This is a genomic window from Sphingomonas sp. (assembly GCF_036388215.1).
Taxonomy (GTDB): Bacteria; Pseudomonadota; Alphaproteobacteria; order Sphingomonadales; family Sphingomonadaceae; genus Sphingomonas.
The window spans coordinates 55,044-77,372 of sequence record NZ_DASVSH010000011.1 but is presented as its reverse complement, the minus strand read 5'-3'; the positions used below and the strand labels follow the sequence as shown (position 1 = coordinate 77,372).

Below are 22,329 nucleotides of genomic sequence, written 5' to 3'. Positions count from 1 at the left end.
ATCGAACAGGTGGTTTCAGGGGCCACCTTTCTAAAGGGGCTTATCGAATGACCTCCAGTAATCTGCTTCGTGCCTGCCTGCTATCGGCCACTGCATTGTGCGCCACCGGGCTTTCGGCGGTGGCAAGCGCACAGACGGCTCCCGCCGCCCCCGCGCCGGCTCCCACCGCAACGCCGACCCCGGCGCCCAATCCGGCGAAACCGCTCAAGCCGCTGACCGGGAAGGTCGAGCCGCGCTGGGGCAACATCCGCACTTTCTGGGGCGACGTTAGCCCCTATTGGGGCAACATCCGGACGTTCTGGGGCGATGTTAATCCCTATGAGGGCGACCTGTCCGCCTTCTGGGGCAACATCCGCACCTTCAACGACGGCACGACCGCCGGCAACCTCTCGCCGCTCTGGGGCAATATCCGCACCTTCTCTGGCGAGCTTGGCGCGCAATGGGGCAATATCCGCACCTTCTGGGGCAATATCCGCACGTTCAGCGACGCGCCGGGCGACTATGCCTCGCTCGCTGATCAGCTCAAGGCGCTCGTCCAGCAGAGCGAGACCTTCTGGGGCGGCGCTGTGCAGACGCAGACGGGCAAGAGCTTCAGCGAAGCCTTTTCCAATCCGATGCTTTCCAAATACGGAATCGACCTGGGCAATCCCGAGTCGCTCGCACGGCTGACGCCGGACCAGCGCGAGCGCTTTTTCCTCGACTGGTATGACGGGCTGATGAACTATTCGGGGGCCGACCATGTCGATCACTGGATGAAAGCGATCAACTGGACGCCGAAGCTGACTCAGATTCAGGGCAGCGGCGCCGACTCGGTCATCGGGCTGGTCGATTTCTATGCGGCCAACGATCCCGACGTGAAGAACAAGCTGATCTATTCGGGCGGCGTTTCGACGGTGGATAACGGCCACGGCGTCGCCGTGCTCAGCCTGATGGTCGCCTCGCACGATGGCAAGGGCGTGATGGGCATCGCCCCGAACGCCAAGATCGCCGCGTATAATCCGTTCGACGCGACGCAGACCGCCGATTGGGCCGCCGTGCGCATGGGCATCACCGAAGTGACCAAGCGCGGCGCGGCGGTGGTCAACCTGTCGCTCGGCGTTCCCAACTGGACGCTCCATCCCGACTGGCAGACCGTGCTCAAGTCGAAGGAAGTCGATGCGGTAAAGAACAAGACGATCTTCGTGATCGCCGCGGGCAATGATGGGATCACCCAGACTCAGAACGTCAACATGAAGGACGCGTTCGACACGACGTTCCTCGTGGTCGGTTCGGTCGATCCCAGCGGCAAGATTTCGGACTTCTCGAACCGGCCTGGCACCACCTGCCTGCTCGACGGCGACTCGTGCAAATACAGCAGCAAGATCGAAGAGAGCGGGCTGCTGATGAACCGCTTCATCGTCGCGCCGGGCGAGTTCATCCTCGTCTCCGACGGCAAGGGCGGCGTCACCCGGATGTCCGGCACGTCCTTTGCCGCGCCGCTGGTTTCGGGCGCGATCGCGCTGATCCACGATCGCTGGCCCTGGCTGAAGACATATCCGCGCGACGTGGCGAAGGCGATCCTGGCTTCAGCCAAGGATCTCGGCGCACCCGGCATCGATCCGGTCTATGGTGTCGGCATGCTCGATGTCGAGGCGGCGCAGTCCGCGCTCGATTTCAACAAGCTCAAATATTATCTGGTCGATCCCACCAAGCGCATCGACACGACCGTGACGGGCACCACGACGACGACGGCGGTTCCGACCGGCGCAGTCGAGATCAAGGTGGATGCGCTGCGCACGACCGGCATCCAATCGGCCTGGGTGACGAAGGACATGTACTTCACAGCATTCGAGCCCCTTCTGCAGACCAAGCGCGACTTCCTCATCCCCTTGTCCAGCCGCCTGGTCGGCACGCAGCGCAACGGGGAATATTTCCAGGAGTTTGTCTATAACCGCTTCATGTCGTGGATGGGCGGAGGCGCTTCGTCGGTGGCCGGAGCCGCGCCGTTCGGCCGGGGCTTCAGCGACTTGAACCGCGTGCCGATGTACGGCGTCAACGAATGGTCGCTTTCGATGACCGGCAAGCTGCTCAATACTGCGCCGGGGATCGAAGGCTATTATCGCCCGAGACTGCAAACCTCGGTCGATGTCCAGTCGCCCTCGGGCAAGTTCGGCTTCTCGTTCGGCCATGGGGATGGCGCGGTGTTCCTGGGCGGCCAGCAGGCCACTCAGCTCACTTCGGACTTCGATGCCTATTCGGGCGGCGTCAATCCGCTGCTGGGCTTCGCTTCAGGCGGCGCGCATGTGGCGGGCCGCGTGGAGATCGCCCCGTCAGTCAAGGTCTCGCTCGGCATGACCTCGCAGCGCCGCGACCTTCGCGACGACCTGCATAAGGTGACCGACATCAACGATCGCCGGCTGCTCAATGGCCTCGATCCCTACAAATCGGCCGCGGCCAATTTGCGCGTCGATTACAAGGCGTCGCCCTGGCTCAACCTGGCAGCCTCGCTGACGCGGCTGGACGAGGCCAATGCACTGCTTGGGGTCCGCTCGATCGAAGAGCGCGACCTGGCCGATGGCAGCTTCACCGATGGCGTGACCATCAGCGCGGATGCCGCGATCGGATCGGGCTTCAGCCTGTTCGGCTCGGCTACCGGTGCGCGGACCAGCAGCGGCGGCAAGGGGCTGTTGCAGGTTTCGGACGGCGGGCTCAAGGCGACTGCCTTCCAGGTCGGGGTCAGCAAGCAGCGTCTGCTGGGCAAGGGCGACAACCTGCGGCTCACCATCGCACAGCCGCTCACCGTGGAGAACGGCTCGATCGAAATGCAGATGGTCAAGGTGATCGACCGCGCAACGGGCGAGATCGGCGTGGTGAACGAAAGGTTCGACATCGCCGGGCCGGGACGCCGCTATATCGCCGAGGCGGTCTATGGCGGGTCGATCCTGGACGGGCGCGGCGAAGTGGCGCTCTTCGGCAGGGCCGAACTGCGGCAAGTGGACGCCACCATGCCGCGGATGATGGCCGGCAGCCGCCTCCGCCTCGCCTTCTGAACTCCCTCTCCCAAGGGCAAAGGAGCCGCCCCGGCATGTAGCCGGGGCGGCTCTTCCCTTTGAGACTGCATTAATCATTCGCGGCTAAATTCCGCCGGTAAATCCGGGGATACTCGAATGCGCGTTCTTGTCCTGCTGCTGTCGCTGATGCTGCTCCCGGTGCTGGGCGCGCCGGCGGCCGCGCAACCGGCTCCGGCAGCCGCCGCCGACCCTGCCTACGCCCGCTTCGAAGCGGCAGTGGCCGAGGCGAAGACGGCGATGATGGCCGATCCGGAACAGGCGCTGATCAAGTCGGACCTTGCGCTGGCGCGCGCCCGCGAACTGCCCAAATCCGCCAGGTCCGAGATCGCCATCGCCACGGCCGAATGGCTCAAGGGCGAATCGTTCATGTTCCTCAACCAGACCGACAAGGCTGTGCCGGTCATCAAATCGGGAATTGAGCGTGTCGAGCGCAATGCACCCCGCAGCAAGCTGCATGGCGACCTGATGCGATCACGCGGCGCGATTGCGGCGATGCAGGGCAAAGTCGTCGAAGCGATGAAGGATTTCCAGCGCGCGCACGACATCTTCCGCCAGGCCGGCGAAAAGCGCAGCCAGGCCATCGCGCTTCAGGATATCGGCCAGATCTATTCCGACGCGGGGGATTATCCCCGCACGCTCGAATATTATTCGCAGGCGGCCGAGCTCTACGACGCCGAGCCGGCCTTCCGCCTGACCACGCACAATAATCGCGCCGAAGTGCTGCGCAAGCTGGGCCGCCATGCCGAAGCCGAGAGCGATTTCCGCGTGGCGCTGGCCAGTGCGCGCGAATTGAAGAGCCCGCTGCTCGAAGTGCGCATCCTCGCCAATCTGAGCGCGGCACAGGTGGATGGCGGCAAGCCGGAGGCAGCGCAGCGCACCGTAAACGAAGCGCTGCGGCTGTCGCGCTCGGGCGAGGCCGCGGGCTGGAAGCCGTTCGTGTTCGGGGCAGCCGCCGAAGTCGCGGAGGCGCGGGGAAACCTGCCCCTTGCGGCGACCTTGCTCAAACAGGCCTTTGGCGGCGCCGATCTGGCGACCACGGCGATGCCGTTCCGTGAATTCCACGAGCTCGCCGCTTCGGTGTTCGAAAAGCTGGGCGATCAGCCTCAGGCGCTCGCGCATCTGAAAGCATTTCAACGTCTCGACAGCGAGGCCCGCAACCTCACCGCCTCGACCAGCTCGCAGCTGATGGCCGCAGAGTTCGATTACCAGAATCAGAAGCAGAAGATCATAGAGCGCGACGCACGCATCAAGCAGCAACAGGCGGAGTTCCGATCGAACCTGCTGATCGGCCTGGTGATCGCGGGTGGCATCGTCTTCACCCTGCTGCTGGTCAGCGCGCTGCGCATCCGCCGCAGCCGCAACGAGGTCCGCGCCGCGAACGTCGTGCTGGGAGAAACCAACAGCGCGCTCGAAAAGGCGCTCAAGGCCAAGACCGAATTCCTGGCGACGACGAGCCACGAAATCCGCACGCCGCTGAACGGCATTCTGGGCATGACGCAAATCCTGCTCACCAATCGCAAGCTCGATCCCGAGATGCGCGAGCAGGTCCAGGTAGTGCACGGGGCCGGCGAATCGATGCGCGCGCTGGTGGACGACATTCTGGACGTGGCCAAGATGGAGACGGGCGAAGTCGCCGTGGCCTCCGAGGAAGTGGCCTTCAGGCGCATCCTGGAAGACGCGGCGCGGCTTTGGAGCGGTCACGCCGCGGCCAAGGGCCTGGCGCTCGAACTCGACATCGGCGCCGCGCCCGCGCGAATTCGCTCCGATGGCGCGCGCCTCCGCCAGATCGTCGCCAATCTGCTTTCCAACGCGATCAAGTTCACGCCCGAAGGCAGCGTCCGCCTCAGCTCGCGCCTGGACGACGGGCAACTCGTCATCGAAGTGCGGGACACCGGCATCGGCATTCCGGAAGACCATCAGAAGCTCGTATTCGACGCCTTCCACCAGGTGGATGGCGGCACGACGCGGCAATTCAGCGGCACCGGGCTGGGCCTGTCGATCTGCCGCAGCCTGGCCGAGGCGCTGGGCGGATCGATCGCGCTGGAAAGCGTGACTGGCGAAGGATCGACCTTCACGCTCACCGTTCCCGCCGAGGTGCTCGAGGAACCCTCAGCGGCGGAAAACGCCCTGAGCGCCGGCAGACCGGCGGCCCTGGCGACCGCCCGGCTGCTGCTCGTCGAGGGCAATGCGATGACGCAGGGCGTGTTCCGCGCACTGCTGGAGCCGCGCGTCGGCGCAGTCGATTGCGCGGAGGACGGCGCCGCCGCGATCGCCGCGATCGGCACGGGCACCACCGATCATGTCCTGCTGGAAGCGAAATCCGGGAACGTGGACGGACTTTCGCCGATCGCCAGCCTGAAGGCAGTGATCGACGCGGCCCACGCGGCGGAAATCCCGGTCACCCTGCTGCTGGCTCCCAGCGACGATTTTCCGCTGGGCGAGGTCGCTGAGCTGGGAGCGACTCAACTCGTGCTCAAGCCCGTGGGCGGAGCGCAACTGATCGCCACGCTGCAAGAGGCCTATGCCGCGCCGGCCGAAGAATTATCGAGCGCGGCGTGAGCCAGGCTAATCAATCGTTTACGCCGAGCGCGTATAGCTTGAGCCGTTAGGAGCGTACCCCATGCAGGTCCTGTTCGTCGAAGACGATGCCATGAACCGCCGTGTCGTAAAGGACATGCTGCGCGTCGTGGGCGCCAATATGGAGGAAGCGGCGGATGCCGAGACCGGCCTCCGGATGATCGAGGACGGCACCTACAACATCATCCTGATGGACCTGCGCATGCCGGGCATGGATGGCCTGACCGCGATCAAGCACCTGCGCGCCAACACCGCCGCCGCCAAGGCCACCCTCCCCGTCATCGTAGTGACGGCGGATACCGCGATCGATTTGCGCGAACAGTGCATCCAGGCGGGGGCGGACGAAGTGATCCTCAAGCCGGTGGCGATGGGGGCGCTGCTGAACGCAATGGGGCGCATGGTGGCCAAAGGATCGACGGACGACATCGTCCTCAGCTGACGTTCGGGCCGGCGCAATAGACTCTCGACGTCCGATTCGGGGAAGGCAAGTCCTGCCCCGTGCGACATAAGTGACGAAGCCCATATTTCTAAGGAAATGGGCACAAACTATTCATCATATGTTAAAGAATCGCCCATCGAATTCGGGATTCGCTTGCCGCTGACTCGGATCAGTGTCACGGTCGAGGCATCGCGGGCGCTCCGATCGTGGAAGCGCAGCGGACCGATCTTGGGCGACCAGAGGGAAATTCTTGATGCTTAATTCGACACACGCGGTGCTTCGCCGTCTGCATTCTTCGCGTGCACTCATTCTCGCGGGGAGCGCCTTGGGCGCAATCCTCCTGCCGGGAATCGCCAGCGCACAGAACGTCACGTCGGTCGGCACAACTGATTATACCCTGATCGAAACCGGCACGCGTTCGGGCGGACCGCGCACGGTCGATATCACCACGACCGGCGGCAACATCACGCTGGACCACGGCACGATCAACACCACCAACAACACGCCCCTCATCGGCGCGGGCATCGCGGCGACCAACACCGGGCCCGGCAACATCGTAATCGGCGTGGACGCCGTGAATGCTTCGGGCACGGGCACGGTCTATGGGATCGATGCGCGCGCGACGACCGGCAACATCTCGATCGACACGGGCGTCGTCAATTCGAACAACACCGTCAACAGCCGCGGAATCCAGGCGCTCACCGCCGGCAACGTCCTGATTACCGCCGACACGACGAACGGCGGCCAGCGCGCGATCTTCACCGGCTCGAACGGGGGCGCCCTGCCCCTCACGACCACCATCGTCAGCAATCTGGCGACCGCAAGCGGACTCACCAGCCCGAACGCCATCGTCGCGCAGGGCCAGACGGTGAACCTCACCAGCGGGACCGCGCGCAACACAAACGCCGCAGGCAACTCGGGCACAGCGATCTTCGTCTTCGCCGGAACCGGCGGCGCCACGGTGCGCGCGGGCACCACCGAAGCGCTTGGCAATGGCCAGGCGGCGATCCTGATCAATTCGGGCGGCTCCGTGGTGCTCGACAGCCAGATCGCGCGCACTACCCAGTCTTCCGACGCGCTCAGCGTCCAGAGCGGCGCCAGCGTGGTGATCCGCAGCGGCACCATCACGACAGGCGCGAACGGCGCGCGCGGCATCGTGGTGAGCACGCCCGCGGCACCGATCAACATCACCAGCGGCACGATTACCACGACAGGCCCGAACTCGACCGCGATGCTGATCACTCCCGGCACCGGCGCCACGACGATCACCAGCGGCATCATCAGCGCCACGGGCGCGGGATCGGACGGGATTTCCGTGGCCGGCACCGGCGCAGTGACGATCGCGACGACCGGCAACACCACCGCCGGACGCACCGCGATCACCGCCAACGGCAGCACGATCAACATCACCACCGCCGCGGGCACGAACACTTCCTCGACGGGCAGCTTCAATGCGATCGTCGCCAATGGCACCGGCCCGGTGACGATCACGAACAACGGCACCACCACTTCGCTCGGGAACGCGATCGTCGCGAACAGCGCCGGTCTCGCCACCGTGACCAGCAATGTCGCGACCAGCACCGACACCGGCATCGCGATCCAGGCGATCGGCGCGAACGGCGTAGTCGTCAACAGCACCACCGCCGGCACCACCGGCTCTACGACCAGCGGAATTTTCGCCAACGCGACCACGGCGGGCAACGCCACGGTTAACAGCGGCACGTTGACCGGTTCTGCCGCGCAGAACGGGATCACTGCAATTTCGAACAACGGCAGCACCGCAGTCGTTTCCGGCGCGCTGACCAACACCAGCACCGCAGCAAATTCGGGCGGCATCTTCGCCGACGGCCGCACCGGCGTTTCGGTCAGCGCCGGCAGCGTCGAAGCGAATGCACTGGCGATCCGCGCGCAGTCGCTCGCCGGCAATGCCAGCGTCGCCACGACCGGTAACATCACTTCGCGCACCGCAGGGGCGATCAACGTCGCGGGACGGGCCTTCGACGTCACCACGGCAGCAGGTGGCACGGTCACGTCGAATGGCGGCGCGGCAGCAATCATTGGCAACGCCACGGCCGGAAACGGCACCGTGACGAACAATGGCACGGGCGCAGCCCAGGGTACGACCCAGTCGGGCGTCGTCGCTCTTGCGACGGGTAACGCCACCGTGGTCTCGAACGTCGTGACGCTAAACGGCGCGACGGCGGCTGTGGCTCCCAATGCAGCCGGCATTGCGGCAGTCTCGTCCGGCGGCGGTAATGTTCTGGTCAACAGCCAGAGCGTCACTGTGCGTGGAGCGGGCCGCTACGGCATAGTTGCGAACACGACTGGAGCAGGCACGGTCACGGTCGTCTCCGGCACCGCGTCGAATGATGCGGCTGACTTCGCCACGATCCGCGCGTCGAGCGAAACGGGCGCGATCGACGTGACCAGCACCAGCGCGACCAGCACAGGGGCGAGAGCCTTTGGCATCAGCACGGAATCGACCACCGGCTCGAACACGATCCGCAGCGGCACCGTGAACACTTCGGGCGTCGGTTCGCAGGGCGTGTGGGCGCAGACCACCGACGGCAACATCGTGATCAACGCGGGCACCACCACGACCACGGGCCTCGGGTTCGACGCGGGAACCAGCGACACTTCGGATGCGGTATTCGGCTATGCGAGCGGCGCGGGCAGCGTGACCGTCACCAGCGGCACGGCATCGACGCGCGGCGACTTTGCAACCGCGGTCGGCGCAATCGGCGGCGGCGCGGTCAACATCACCAGCGGCACGGCATCGACCACGGGCAGCCGGACTGCGACCATCTATGGCCAGAGCCTCAACAACGGCGTCACGATCAATGCGACGACCACCACCGCTACCGGCGCGGGCGCCTTCGCAGTGGAAGGGCATGCCAATAACGGCAATCTGACGATCACCAGCGGCGCCGCGAGCGCGACACAGGGCAATGCCATCTTCGGCGACGCCAGCAGGCTGGTCTCGGTCACCGCGACGAGCGCCAATGCAGGCGGCAATGGCGGATCGGGCGTCTCGGTCACCGGCGGCACGGGCGTCACGCTCAACGTGGGCTCGGCTTCTTCGACGGGCACGATCGTCACGGCGGGCGCAGTCGTGACGCGCGCGGATGCAATCCTCGCGACCGCGACGACCGGGCCGATCACGGCCAATATCGGATCGGCAAGCACCCTGGGCGCCAGCGCGGATGGCGTCAGGCTCGTCGCGACTGGCGCGGGCGGGACGATCACCGGCAATTTCACGGGCGCCGTCACTACCGCGGGCGCCAATGCCAACGGCATCTTCGCCAACGCCGCTAGCGGGGTTACCTTGACCTCGACCGGCACGGTCCGCACGACCGGCGCGAACTCGACTGCGATCAACGTCCTTTCGCAGTCCGGCCCAGTCAATGTCAGCACGGGTGCAGTATCGACGACCGGCACGGGCGCATCGGCTATCGTGGCGCGCAGCGTCACGGGTCCGGCGGCGGTCACGATCAACGGCGCGGTCACTGCCCCGGGCGCGACCAACGCGATCCTCGTCACGGGCGGCACCACCGCCGCGCTGACGCTGGGGACCGGCGGATCGCTCACGGCGGCCGGCCGCGGCGCGCTGCTTACTTCGGCCACGGGCTCGACCGTCAACAATGCGGGCACGATCACGGGCGACGGCACGGCGAACATCCTCGCGGCCACCGGCGGCGGCGCCCTGACGTTCAACAACAGCGGCACGTTCACCGGCCTCGTCGGCTTCACCGCCGGCAACGACGTGGTGAACAACAGCGGCACGTATCGCGCAATGTTCAGCCAGGCGTTCGGCGCGGGCACCGACACCTTCAACAACAGCGGCACATTCGCGGTGCTGCCGGGCACGACGGTGGCGGGCACGGTAAACCTTACCGAGCTCGAAGCGTTCAACAACAGCGGGCTCGTCGATCTGCGCAATGGCCATGCCGGCGATACGCTCTCGACTTCGGGGACGTTCACCGGATCGGGCAACAGCGTTCTCGGCGTCGATGTCGCGTTCGCCAATGCCGGATCTGCTTCGGTTTCCGACCGCCTCATCGCGGGCGGCGCGATCACCGGCCAGACCACGCTGGTGGTCACGCGCGTTGACGGGAATGGGGCGATCCTGAACCCCGGCACGGTCTTCGCGACCGGCGGCGCGGGATCCTCGGCCGGCGCTTTCGTGCTGGCGCCCACGCCCGATCAGGGCTTCATCACCTACTCGCTGGGCTTCACGCCGGGCACGAACAGCTACAGCTTCATCGCCGGCCCGAGCAACGCCGTGTTCCGCACGCTCAAGGTGACCGAGGGCGCGCAGCAGCTTTGGCACAAGTCGGCCGATGCCGTGGCGGCACATATGACCAATGCGCGGACGCTGGCGGACGAAGATGCGTCGGGCGCGCGGTTCTGGGCCCAGATGTATGGCCAGACGAACACCCGGGAGACCCAACAGGTGGCCACCGCCTTCGGCCAGTCGCGCACCGTCGATCTGTCCTATGAGCAGGATGCATTTGGCGGACAGGCCGGACTCGATTTCGGCTCGGGCAGCGCGTTCGCCTTCGGCATTACGGGCGGCTATCTCGGCTCGGTGCTGAATTTCGCCAATTCGCCTAATCGCGTGAACTATGGGGTCGCGAATGCGGGGGTCTATGCCAGCTTCTCCGCAGGACCCGTGTTCGCCAATGTGCTGGGCAAATATGACCATAGCTGGATACGGTCGCGCGACGCGACGGCGGGCTATTTCGGCCGCCTGAAGGGCAACACCTATGGCGCACGCGGCGAAGTGGGCCTGCATTTCGGATCGGCAGGCTTCTATGCCGAGCCGGTGGCCAGCATCGCGATCGTGCGGACCGACATCGATGACCTCAATGTCCTCAATGCCAGGGTGGATTTCGACACGCTCGAGGGGATGCGCGGCAAGGCCGGGCTCCGCCTGGGCGGCGACATGGCGATGGGCGGCTCGAAGGCGCAGGTCTATGTCCAAGGCAATTATGTTCACGAATTCGAGGGTGAACAGGGCATCGCCTTCACCAGCGGTGGCACGACGCTGAACTACGGCAATCGCCGGATCGCCGATTATGCGGAGGTCAAGGTCGGCTGGAGCGTGGCCACCCCGGGCGGCGTGACTGGCTTCGTCGAAGGCTTTGGCGATTTCAGCAAGGCCTATAAGGGCGGCGGCGGCCGCGCGGGCATCCGCGTCGGCTTCTAAACTGACCGGGCGGCAGGGTGCCCCCAAGGCCCCTGCCGCCGTCCTCTTTCCAACCAGGGATAGGCGGCGGGACCGTGAACATCGGCTGTCACTGATCCTCACCCGCGGTTAAACCAGCATCTGACATCTCCGGGCCATGGCGGGGCCAAGGAGATGATAATGATGAAGCTTCATAAGCGGGCGCTTGGCGCCCTGGCCGCTTCGGCGGCGATCGTCGGGGCCTGTGGCCCCGCAATCGCGCAACAGCGAAACTGGGATTGGAGCGGAGGCCGCTCGGGCGACCGCGAATATCGGCTGATCGGCGCGGGCGTTCCCCTGCTCCACCGCGAGCTGCGCAACACCAATCGCGGCCGCGCCTTTGTCATGCGTAATTTCGATGACAATCGCGATGGCCGTATCAACCGCCGCGAAGCCGAGGAAGCGAACCGGATCTTCATCCAGATCGCCCGCCCCGGCCGCGGCGGCTTCGACTGGTCGTCGCGCGACGAGGTCGTTGTTCGCCCCGATAGCGGCGGCGGGTGGGACCGTGGCGCGATGCGCAATTACCGCTTCCGCCAGACCTCGGCAGGCGCGACCATGACGATGCAGGAAGAGGTGCTCTTCCGAACCGACAGCGCCGATCTGCGCCCCGGCGCGGTCGAAAAGCTGCGGCCGCTGGCCGGCTATCTCCGCGCCAATCCCGGCATCCGCGTCGCGATCATCGGCCACACCGATTCGCGTGGCAGCGATGCGCACAACCAGAACCTGTCCGAGCGCCGCGCAGAGAGCGTGCGTTCCGCATTCGACCAGATGGGAGTGACCCGCGCGCGCTTTAGGGTCGAGGGACGCGGCGAAGGAGAGCCGGTCGCCACCAACGGCACGCCCGCGGGAATGCGCCTGAACCGCCGCGTCGAAGTCACACTGCTGGGCGAGCGCGCCGATCGCTTCGACCGCGACAATTGAACGAGCAGGGGCGGCTCGGACGAGCCGCCCCTCACAACGCATTTCTCGCATGCCCACCGGCGCGGCTCCGGCTGCGCCCTGCCCCGCCGCTAAGCGCTCCCGGCTGGATCAGGGCAACTGCTTCCTTGCGCGCGCAAAAATCTGATTTGCCGGGTCTAGACTCCTGTCAGATTTTGGCCTCGAACGATCCTTCCTGCGCATAGAGATCCGCATAGCGCCGTGTGATCGACGGCAGCGCCTCGTCGATCCACTGCGCCATCGCCTGCTCCTCGCGCAGGGTCTCCTGAAGCGCGGGCGTCGCGCTTCCGAAGCCGCCATGTTCGGCCATGGCGATCAGCGACTTATAGGCCGCGATCTCGAAATTCTCGAAGGCGTAATTCGCGAAGGTGTCCTTCAGGATTTCGTCACCGGCGATGCTGTGGCTCATCGCAGCCATGCCGCCCGTCAGGCTCAGCCCAAGGTCTTTCAGCGTGGAGCCGCTTGTGTCCAGATCGGCGAGCAACTCGTCCAGGCGCGTGAGCTGGCCGTTCGTTTCCTCGATATGCGCGCGCAGCCGCTCCGCCATCTCGGGATAATTTTCGATGCGCGCCACCTGCGGCGTCATGATCGAGAGCGCCTGCTTCTCCAGCGCGTGGGCATTTCTCAGCCCGACGATGAACAGGTCCTGGAGAGCCTCGGATGATCCTTGATACGTCGTCGCCATGTCTTCGCTCCTTAGGGGTCGCGAGGGGAACGGCGCCTCCGGGCGAAGGTTGCCGGTGGAGGGCGGCGAGGCTTGGGATTGCGCTGCGCCGACAGATTTTCACGGTAGAAACGCAGTTATTTGATCTATGTTTAGGCTGCTATCCCAATAATTTACAGTAATGAGCATCATCTACGGGATCAGAGGCGCAGTATATCAATAACATGAGTTAGTAATTGGAACTGTCGGGGGGCATTGTTGTTTGGGTAGGCAACAGGGAGATCACACTGTGAGACATTTACTTATCTGCGCGAGCGCGGCCGCACTAATTGCAGGTTGCGCACCGATGACTCCCGGGTCGAGCGCCAACATGCCGGCGGACCCGACGCCCAGCGACGCCATGGGCTATGTCGCAATGGCGGGATCGAGCGACATGTATGAGATCGAATCGTCGCGCCTGGCGCTTCAGCGCGCGCAGTCGCCGGCCGTGCGCGAGTTCGCGCAGATGATGATCGATCATCATACCATGACCACCCAGCAGGTTATGCAGGCCGCGCAGGCCGCGGGGATGACTCCGCCGCCGCCGATGCTCATGCCGCCCCAGCGCGCGATGCTGGAGGAGCTGCAGCCGGCGAATGGCGCGGACTTCGATCGGATGTACCTGCGGCAGCAGCGGATGGCGCATCGCATGGCCCTCGCACTGCACAGCAACTTCGCGCAGCGTGGCGACAATCCGCAACTGCGCCAGACGGCTACCACGGCGGTGCCCATCATCCAGCGACACATCGATCAGCTGCGGACGCTTTCTCCGAACTGAGCTTGGCCGCGGGCCGCGCGGGTCAAGGTCTTTCGCGGGGTTTCGCCTCCCGACTCTGCGCCCGGGCGAGCCTGAACCGAACTCTCGCATCGCGCAGCAACGAGACCGGCAGGTCGGTCGCCGCCCTCAGGCCGGCGACACTCGAAACGTTGCGGATCGCGCGCCGCGTCAGCGCCAGAACTTCACCGATCATCTCGGCGCGCTCGATCTCGCCCTCTTCGCGTACCAGCGAGAGGCGGTGGATCGCATACAGGCCCAGGATCCCCGCTATCAGGAAATAGAAATCCCAATGCGTCAGGCGAAAGGGGAAGGACCATATGCCGTTGGGGCTGGTCCAGCGGATCAGCAATTCGAGCTGCCGGCTGGCGAAGAAATCGGCAAGAAGACCGCCAAGGATCGGAGCAATGCCGGCCGCAAGCGCGGTCGCCAGCGCGTTCGCCGCGACATAGGCAGTGGCGGACCCGCGCGGCGACAGCTTCAGCGCGATGTTCGTGGATCCAAGCGTCACCCCGGCCACGGAGGCGCCCATCAAGGCATGGAGCACGACCAGCCAGCCGAGGACGAGCCCGCGTTCGTCGAATTGCGACGCGCCGATCATCGCGACGATGCAAAGGATATAGGCCGGCGCGCAAACCAGCATCACCGACTTGTTCGTGAAGCGGTCGCTCAATTGCCCCCAGGTGCGCAGTGCCAGCAGATTGGCGAGCTGGCTGACGGCGCTCAGCACCATCACCACGCTGACATCGAAGCGCAATTGCTCGACGATGAAGACCGTGAAGAATGGCGTGGCGAGGTTCACCGAGAATTGCCAGCTTGCGACGAATCCCATCAGCCGCGCGAAATTGCGATCGGAAAAAGGCGCGCGCAGCAACACGGCGAGACCGACGCGCTCGCCCGCCGGCGGCATCCGCGGCTCGGGCATCAGGCTGACGATGCGGGCGCTGATCAGCCCGGTGACGCAGCCGACCAAGAACTTGCCCGCAAAGGCGAAGCTGCGCGCTGTGGATCCGTCGGCGGTCTGCTCCAGAATCAGCGCCGCCGTCAGGCCGCCGAGCAGGCTGATCCCCGCCGCCCAGGTGGTCCGCCGCGCGAATACCCGCCCCAGCCGATCTTCGGGCGCAAGATCGCGTATCCAAGCGTTCCACGCGCAGGCCCCCACCGCGCTCAGGCCGCAAAGGACATATTGTGCGGCCAGGAATACCAGCAGTGGCGCGGTCCCGGCGGCAAACGCAGTCGCGGCCATCACCAGCAGCATCAGGCGACCGAATATGCTGGTGAGGACGGCGATGCGCTTTCGCGCGCGCGTGCGCTCGATGATCAGGATCGCCGGGACTTGCAGCAGCTGCGTGAGGAACGGCGCGCTGGCGAGAATCCCGATCATCAGGTTTGACGCTCCCAGATGCAGCGCGAACGCGGTAAGGATCACGCCGCCGGTGAGCGCCACCGCGCCACTCGAATAGGCCGCTTCGATGACGAGGTGGCGCAGGCCAGCCTCGCGCTCGTCCTCAGTGATCACCGCTTGGGGTTCGAGCACCACTTTTTGCTCCGCAGCATCCAGCCGGGGAGGTAACTCCGCGGCAGCAGTTCGGATGCGAGAGAAGGGAGGGATATCTCAAAGCGGGAAGCGACGACGCGCGTTCGGGCGTCAACCCCGATCGACGTATCGTTTGCCAGCAATTTGAAAAATATGGTGGACGCACTTGGGCTCGAACCAAGGACCCGCTGATTAAGAGTCTCACGTCACGTTGTTTGCCAGCTATCGCTCCACTGCGCTTGCCTACGCTAAGCCTTAGAAAGAGCAGCATTCTTCCTACGCTGTGATTCGATACCAGTTGCCGTGATTCGCTGCAATGTGCTACCTAGCTGCTACCTGATGGAGAGTAGCGATGAAGGCGAAGCTGACCGTTCGCGGCGTTGAAGCGATCAAGCCGGAAGCGGCTGACGTGATTGTCTGGGATACCGAACTGGCAGGCTTCGGTTGTAAAGTGACGCCCAAAGGCAGGCGGTCCTATTTCCTCTACTATCGCAACAAGGACGGGCAGCAACGACGCCCCACAATTGGCGTGCATGGCCCGACGCGTCCGGAAGCGGCACGGGAGATAGCACGTCGCTGGCTTGCAGACGTAGCGCAAGGCAAAGACCCATCGCAGTCTAGGACAGATGACCGAGCCGCGCCCACCGTGCGGGACCTATGCGCCCGGTATATGGCGGAACACGCTGAGACCCGTAAGAAGGCTACGTCAATCCGCAATGATCGACGGCTGATCGACACGCACTTGCTTCCCGCATTGGGCGCGAAGAAGGTGGCATCTGTTACCCGCCCCGACATAGCAGCGTTGCATCACTCCCTGCGCACCACGCCTTACGAAGCCAACCGAATGCTGGCGATGACAAGTAAGATGTTTGGCCTTGCCGAACGCTGGGGCTTGCGTGCGGACGGTTCCAATCCCGCAAAGAACATCGACCGTTATCGGGAGGAAAAGCGCGAACGCTATCTGTCCGGCGCCGAAGTCGCCCGACTGTGGGCGGTGCTCAACTCAGTTGATGCCGCCGGGAAGGCGTCGCCCAGCGCGATAGCTGCAATCAAGCTGTTGATGCTCACCGGGCGGCGTTTGAATGAAGTGCTTGGGCTCCGGTGGTCTTGGATTGACCTAGATGCGAAAGTCATGCGCCTGCCTGACACTAAGAACGGCGCATTGTTGGTTTCGCTTGGCGACGCCGCTGTCGCGGTCCTTGCCGATCTGAAAGCCGACGCTCGGGACGAGATATTTGTTATCGCCGGCCAGCGAAAAGGGGCGGCTCTGGTGAACCTGCAAAAGCCGTGGCGCGCCTTGCGCGCTTTGGCGGGGCTGGACGACGTTCGCATTCACGACCTGCGGCATACTTACGCCAGCATTGGCGCGGGGCTTGGAATGAGCTTGCCCCTGCTCGGGCGCTTGCTGGGCCATACTCAGGCAGCAACGACCAGCCGTTACGCACATTTAGCGCAAGACCCCGTGCGCGTCGCTGCCGACGCGATCGGGGCAGAACTTATGCGGCTTACATCGGCCCAAGCCGAGGCGACGCGTTCCTCTCCAAACTCCATTGGTTGAAGCTCCACGCGTCGAGCACGCGATCGTTGAGCGTGAGGTAGGCACATCGCGCCCTGAGATGCGCCTCATCGAAGGTGGTTTGCGTTTCCAATGGGTTTGTAAAGGTAGGTGATCCGCTCGACCTGCGGGATGAAGCTCCGACTAACTCGCCAAGGACATGCAGCCGTCCCGCGCCATTGGCGAGGGACGCAGCATCGGGACCACTCAACTTGAAATACACGGTGTCTTCGATGACGCGCCGGGGGAAGAAAACACCCACCGTAAGTGTTTCCTGTCGCCGCTTTTCTACACGCCGCTTTGATCCCATGGCGGTGGTCCCCACGTAGGAGCCTGTCGTAACGCTCGACCAATCTAGCGAAAGGTCTAGCCGGTTTTCATCAAGCCCCGGCCAAGCGCGGAAGTTCAATGCCTCCATACCATTTTCCGCGGTGTAGGAAGTCCAAGACTTATTGACCCTAGATACGATATAAACCCGTGAGGCATCGCCCACTGCGAAATCAAGATTCTCGGCAATTCTACTCCTATATTCAGCTTTGCTTTCAAATTCCGACTTGGTTGCTCCGGGCGTTCTAGCGATCACGCGCATAAAGCTATTGGCGCTTGGGAGCGTTTTGAGCGCAGCTTTGAACGCTGCGCAATCTGTGATCTTTGCGACCGCATCTTTGTAGCGAGTGGGCGATAGGGCGCTCTGAGATTGCGAGACGGCGCTGTGCGAAAGCGTTAGCGCTAGTGCACTGGCGACAAGCGAACACCGGGTTGGATTGAAGATCATGCTTGCTCCCCTTGTTGGGAGCGTGCCCGGCTTGAAAGCCGGGCGTGGTAATCCCTGCACGTAGGACAGAGCGCGGACGCCTTTGGACCGAAGTCTTGGACATGCGCGCCCGCCGCCCGGCCACATAGCTGCGACCGGCCTACGTTCGTCTGGGGATTACCAGCCCCCGCCCTTGGGATTTACCAAAGGCAAGGCCTTGATCGCATGTCCAGTACCGCCACGCAACGAGTCGGAGGGAAGACGTTTGACTCAGTTCATCGACGAGTTGGAACGGTCGGACTCATCGCGAGCCTGGTTGTCGAACAACCAGTAGCGGAGCGCAGCGCCAGGCGACAACGCAGTGCGTATCAAATCGCACAAGGACACCGTGAAGATGACAACGCCCCAATTGCTCCGAGAGATAGACGCTGCCGCCTATCTCGGTCTCGCTCCCAAGACTCTGTCTCGTTGGCGCTGGGCTGGTAAAGGCCCAAAATTTTTCCGTTTGGGCTCTGCGGTGCGCTATTCAGTTCAAGAACTTGATAAGTTCATCGTAAGTGGGGCGGTTGTGCGATGAACGTTATGTCCGCTGCCGCTGCCGACTATGCCGAACAGGGTATAGCCGTTCTCCCGCTTCGTCCCCGGAGCAAAGTACCTGCCACGTCGCATGGCAAGAAGGACGCGACCAGTGACCGGGAACAGGTCGCGGCATGGTTCACGCCCGATACTAACCGCAATATCGGCATTCTGACTGGCGAGCGGTCCCGCCTGCTAGTGCTGGATATCGATCCACGTAATGGCGGCGACGCGAGCTTCGAACGTTTCGAGCGGACTTATGGCAAGCTGCCAGCGACCAAGCGCGCCATCACCGGCGGGGGCGGTTTTCACCTGTTCTTCCGCCTGCCCGAAGGTGCCACCGGGCTGAGCGATCGGCCCAACGTCGCGGACTTCAAAGGGCTAGACGTCAAGTGCGACGGCTATGTGGTCGCCGCGCCTAGCGTCCACCCCGACACGGGCAAGGCGTATGCGTGGGAAGCCGACGTGCCGATTGCCGACGCGCCCGCGCACCTGATTGAGTTGGCGCGGGGCGGCAAGCGCATCAAGTCAGCTGCGGTGCCGTCCAGTGGAGCGGTTGAAGAAGGCGGCCGGAACGATACGCTGTTCCGCATGGCGAGTGGGCTGCGCGCCCGCGGGCTCTCTCCCGAAGCGATCATTGCGGCTGTGCAAGCCGAGAACACGGCGCGTTGCGCGCCGCCGCTCGACGCCGATGAAGTCGAGCGCATTGTGCAAAGCGCCATGCGGTATGATCCGGGTTCAGACCATGCTGAAACTGAGTTGGGCAATGCCCGCCGGTTGGTCGATGCGTTGGACGGCAATGCCCGATTTGAACCCGCGTCGCGCCACTGGTTCTGTTGGGATGGTCAGCATTGGGCGCGCGATGATGAAGGCCATATCACCCGGCAGGCTAAGCGGGTGGTGGACGGGCTGCTAACTGCCGCAAAGCTGGTGAACGACCCGGACACATCTAAGCGCCGCATGGCCTTCGCCTTCAAGTCGCAAACCGCCGCCCGCATCTCGGGCATGATCGAACTGGCCAAAACCGAGCCGGGCGTGCCGATCAAGTTCGATGCCTTCGATCGCCAGCCGCACTTGCTCAACGTGGCGAACGGCATGGTTGATTTGCGGACGGGCGAGCTGCTGCCGCACGACCGGGACGCCTTCGCAACCCACGTCATAGACATTGAATATGATCCGGCTGCTCCGTGCCCAGTGTTCGAGACCTTCATCGCCGATGTGCTGGCGCATGACCCCGAACTTGTCGAATATGTCCAGCGTGCGGTCGGCTATGCCGCCACAGGCGAAACGCGAGAGCAATGCTTCTTCGTGCTCCATGGGGAAGGCGCGAACGGCAAGAGCACGGCCCTGAACGCTATGCGTTCGGTGCTCGGCTCGTATGGCAAGCATACGCCCACCGATACGCTGACCGTTAAGTCGGGCGGCGCGTCCAATGACTTGGCGCGGCTGGCAGGAACGCGGTTCGTCACCGCTTCTGAGGCGAACGCCGACCAGCGGCTTGCCGACGCACTTTTGAAGCAGGTGACGGGCGACGAGCCGATCGTCGCGCGTTTCTTGTTTAAGGAGTTCATCTCCTTCCGGCCGACGTTCAAGTTGTTCCTCGCCACTAATCAACTGCCGCAGGTGAATGGCAATGATCCGGCGATCTGGCGACGCATTCGCACCATCCCGTTCACCCGCGTGTTCACGCCGGAAGAACAGGACCGGCAACTTGCCGACAAGCTAGCGGCGGAACAGGCTGGCATCCTCGCATGGATCATTCGCGGGGCAGTGGATTGGTACAAGCATGGCCTACCCACGCCCGTGGCCGTGGCAGCGGCGAATGCCGAATATCGGGCCGATATGGACTCCGTCGGGCAATTTATAGACGAGCGATGTGAGCTTGCAGCCGACGCCGCCGTGTCCGCGCAGACGCTCTACGGCAGCTATCGGCACCACTCGAATGACAACGGCCGATCGCCTGTAAGCACCACCATGTTTGGTCGGACGCTCAGCAAACGCGGGTTCCTGCCGGACAAGCGCGGGGGCGTTCAATACCGTGTCGGCTTGCAGCTCCGCACAACCCTTTAGGAGAGATAATATGAACCACCGCTCCCACGCCTTCCTTGCCCTGCTTGCCGCCGCCGCCAACGAGGCTATCCGAACCGGGCGTTGCGATCCGCTTGCACCGAACCGTGATCCGCTGGGAGCGCGCACGTCGGCTCTGTTCGACGCGACGCTAGGCTCGATCCCGCTGCGCGTCTGTATGAGCGATTGGCGATCCGATGAGACGCGATTTGCCGTTGTCGCTTGGCCCACGCGCGAAGTGGACCAATGGGTTGAAGCGTTCGGGGCAAACGAACTTGCCGGGGACGTGACCGCTATCGGCTATCTTATCCGCGCAGGGACCGGCCGGTTGCGTCTATCCGACCCGTTTGAGCCAACCGTCTTTATGCGCCGCGACCGCGTGCTGCTAATGAAGTCGCTGCCTGCGCCGGATGATGCAGCCGATCCCTTCCAGCTCTACCCGCGTTACCTGTCCTATGCCGCCGCCGCATAGGACAGTTAGGACGGTCAGGAGGGTTCCACATAAAGCTCTCTCTGCCGCTCATTTGCTCGGACCTAATAACCGACCGTCCTAACTGTCCTACTGTCCTGGCAATGGGAAAATAAGAGTGACAGACGAGACACTGTGGAGGCGTGGTTCTAATGACCAATTCTCACTCAGAACGGGCGTTGAGGGTCGATGGCAAACCGTGGCAGCCGGTTCGCCCGCCTAAGCGAGGCGAGGATCGTACCGCCTTCCACGCTCAGCTATTGATGCCGGGTTTCTCGCTCGCTTTCCATGCGGCCGCGCTGCGCCGCTCCCGCTCTACCGTTGCGACCTATCGGGCGGCAGCAATCGAAGCGGCCCGCTCTGAGCCAGCGATCATGGCAGCCGTTGACGCCGCCGTATGGGCGATGCGGGCCGAACACGGCCTGCAAATGGCACAGGTCCGCGGCAAAGCTCAACTCCCCGCATGGTCGCACTTGGCGATCGGCGAATACCGCAAGCGAGGCTTCTCTCGCCGTGAGCTTGCCGCCGCGTTTCGCTGTGCGCCGGGCACGGTTGCCAACGTGCTTCAGGGCAAGGGAACGGCTTACGCCTTATTCTCTGGGGAGCGCCGTCTTACTCACGCGCAGCGGAATCCCCCCGGCCGGTGGCGACGTGACGGCAATCGCGCCAACAAAGATTAGCGGAATGTCGGCAGGAGATTCCATGCAGACGGTGGGAAAGCCTCGACGTCATTCCGTGTCAACGGCGCAATCTGCGTGAGATCGGATCGAAAGTGAATTTTGCTGACCTCAGGTGGCACTCCGCCTCTGATCGCAGGAACCGTCATCAGGTCGTAAAATTGGATGGAAGACCGTGCCAGATGATCGTCGAAACGCGCCTCCATTGCCGAAGGTAGCGTGTCGCCAAGCGTTTCAGCCACGGCCTGCTGCACCTTGAGGATCAAGTCATCCCGACCGGCAAGTGCGGTTTCGATGACTTGCAGCAACTCCCCCAACGATTGACCGCCGCCACTGCTTTCGATGAACACGGATGCAAGCAGGCCAGCGGTGCCAGGAGGCGGCTGGCATTGTTCGGCCGATAGGTGATGAGCCCTTGTCCTGTCGGCTGCCGCCTTCACGTCCAGCCGCACGTCGCCCGTAGAAAAGTCGAAGCGGTCGTAATCGCTGCTGCGCCAAGCCCCAACGGTTGCGGGGAGGTTCCTGCTGGCGGCGATAAGTATCAACTCACCAAGAAGACCGTTCAGGGATCGCGTCGCGGGTCGCGCGATGTGCCTGAACAGGTCGATCAGCCTTTGTACGGCACTGACGATATCGGGAAGCGTCGGTTGATCGCCGACGATCCGAACGATCGTCTCGCATACATGGAGGAAGTAGGATTGGGCCTGCACCTCCTCAGAGGTGCAGGTGATGACCGAGAGTAATTCCTCGCGCTCCTCGCCGTCGTGCGACCGGATGCGATGAAGGTTGCCAAAACGAGCTTCGAGCAAGGCCAATCGGACAGGCGCATGGAACGGGCCTGCGTCACTACCAAGTAAGAGGCTCGGTTGGCCGCCAACGCTTCTGCCGACGTAGTGCCGGGAATAACCGGGGATAGCTCGAACCGAAAAAGATGATCCGGCCTCGCCAGACGAACCCGGACCAATCCCTGCCATCAATGCG

General features: G+C 63.8%; 15 protein-coding genes. 11 read left to right on the top strand and 4 right to left on the bottom strand.

Annotation, left to right across the window (positions count from 1 at the left end; translation table 11 throughout):
• Positions 1-47: 47 nt before the first annotated feature.
• The 5 genes from VF617_RS05095 to VF617_RS05075 all read left to right on the top strand — a co-directional run bounded on the left by VF617_RS05095 (position 48) and on the right by VF617_RS05075 (position 12,217).
• The gene (locus VF617_RS05095; protein WP_331013789.1) at positions 48-3,029 is read left to right on the top strand and encodes a S8 family peptidase; all 2,982 of its coding nucleotides are present in this window, start codon (positions 48-50) and stop codon (positions 3,027-3,029) included.
• 117 nt (positions 3,030-3,146) lie between these two features.
• Positions 3,147-5,609, top strand: a complete 2,463-nt coding sequence (locus VF617_RS05090; RefSeq protein ID WP_331013788.1) for a tetratricopeptide repeat-containing sensor histidine kinase — start codon at positions 3,147-3,149, stop codon at positions 5,607-5,609.
• A gap of 61 nt (positions 5,610-5,670) precedes the next feature.
• Entirely contained in the window at positions 5,671-6,066 is a 396-nt protein-coding gene (locus tag VF617_RS05085; RefSeq protein ID WP_331013787.1) for a response regulator, read from the top strand.
• A gap of 253 nt (positions 6,067-6,319) precedes the next feature.
• Positions 6,320-11,275, top strand: coding sequence for a hypothetical protein (locus VF617_RS05080; protein ID WP_331013786.1), 4,956 nt, complete (start codon positions 6,320-6,322; stop codon positions 11,273-11,275).
• Positions 11,276-11,437: 162 nt separating this feature from the next.
• Positions 11,438-12,217: an OmpA family protein gene (locus tag VF617_RS05075; protein ID WP_414713957.1), complete on the top strand. Its 780-nt coding sequence runs from the start codon at positions 11,438-11,440 to the stop codon at positions 12,215-12,217.
• Positions 12,218-12,383: 166 nt separating this feature from the next.
• Here VF617_RS05075 and VF617_RS05070 read toward each other — a convergent pair whose 3' ends face one another.
• Positions 12,384-12,920, bottom strand: a complete 537-nt coding sequence (locus tag VF617_RS05070; protein WP_331013784.1) for a ferritin-like domain-containing protein — start codon at positions 12,918-12,920, stop codon at positions 12,384-12,386.
• A 325-nt stretch (positions 12,921-13,245) separates the two neighbouring features.
• Between VF617_RS05070 and VF617_RS05065 the strand changes: the two genes are divergently transcribed.
• Positions 13,246-13,716 (top strand): DUF4142 domain-containing protein, encoded by a 471-nt coding sequence (locus VF617_RS05065; RefSeq protein WP_331013783.1) that lies wholly within the window; start codon positions 13,246-13,248, stop codon positions 13,714-13,716.
• A 22-nt stretch (positions 13,717-13,738) separates the two neighbouring features.
• On the opposite strand, the gene VF617_RS05060 is transcribed toward VF617_RS05065, so the two are convergent.
• Positions 13,739-15,253 (bottom strand): MFS transporter, encoded by a 1,515-nt coding sequence (locus VF617_RS05060; protein WP_331013782.1) that lies wholly within the window; start codon positions 15,251-15,253, stop codon positions 13,739-13,741.
• Between the two features lie 349 nt (positions 15,254-15,602).
• Here VF617_RS05060 and VF617_RS05055 point away from each other — a divergent pair, with 349 nt between their 5' ends.
• On the top strand, positions 15,603-16,808 hold the full coding sequence (locus VF617_RS05055) for a tyrosine-type recombinase/integrase (protein WP_331013781.1): 1,206 nt from the start codon (positions 15,603-15,605) through the stop codon (positions 16,806-16,808).
• Here VF617_RS05055 and VF617_RS05050 read toward each other — a convergent pair.
• Positions 16,756-17,580: a hypothetical protein gene (locus VF617_RS05050; protein ID WP_331013780.1), complete on the bottom strand. Its 825-nt coding sequence runs from the start codon at positions 17,578-17,580 to the stop codon at positions 16,756-16,758. The genes VF617_RS05055 and VF617_RS05050 overlap by 53 nt on opposite strands.
• 373 nt (positions 17,581-17,953) lie before the next feature.
• On the opposite strand from VF617_RS05050, the gene VF617_RS16505 reads away from it, so the two are divergent.
• The 4 genes from VF617_RS16505 (at position 17,954) to VF617_RS05035 (ending at position 21,351) form a co-directional block, all read left to right on the top strand.
• Positions 17,954-18,136: a helix-turn-helix transcriptional regulator gene (locus tag VF617_RS16505; protein WP_414713956.1), complete on the top strand. Its 183-nt coding sequence runs from the start codon at positions 17,954-17,956 to the stop codon at positions 18,134-18,136.
• A gap of 5 nt (positions 18,137-18,141) precedes the next feature.
• Positions 18,142-20,205 carry a phage/plasmid primase, P4 family gene (locus VF617_RS05045; protein WP_331013779.1) on the top strand — a complete coding sequence of 688 codons (2,064 nt, stop codon included), beginning with the start codon at positions 18,142-18,144 and terminating at the stop codon, positions 20,203-20,205.
• Between the two features lie 10 nt (positions 20,206-20,215).
• Positions 20,216-20,674: a hypothetical protein gene (locus tag VF617_RS05040; protein ID WP_331013778.1), complete on the top strand. Its 459-nt coding sequence runs from the start codon at positions 20,216-20,218 to the stop codon at positions 20,672-20,674.
• A gap of 149 nt (positions 20,675-20,823) precedes the next feature.
• On the top strand, positions 20,824-21,351 hold the full coding sequence (locus tag VF617_RS05035; protein ID WP_331013777.1) for a hypothetical protein: 528 nt from the start codon (positions 20,824-20,826) through the stop codon (positions 21,349-21,351).
• Here VF617_RS05035 and VF617_RS05030 read toward each other — a convergent pair.
• On the bottom strand, positions 21,348-22,322 hold the full coding sequence (locus VF617_RS05030) for a PD-(D/E)XK motif protein (protein WP_414713955.1): 975 nt from the start codon (positions 22,320-22,322) through the stop codon (positions 21,348-21,350). The two genes, VF617_RS05035 and VF617_RS05030, sit on opposite strands and share 4 nt — an antisense overlap.
• Positions 22,323-22,329 lie beyond the last annotated feature (7 nt).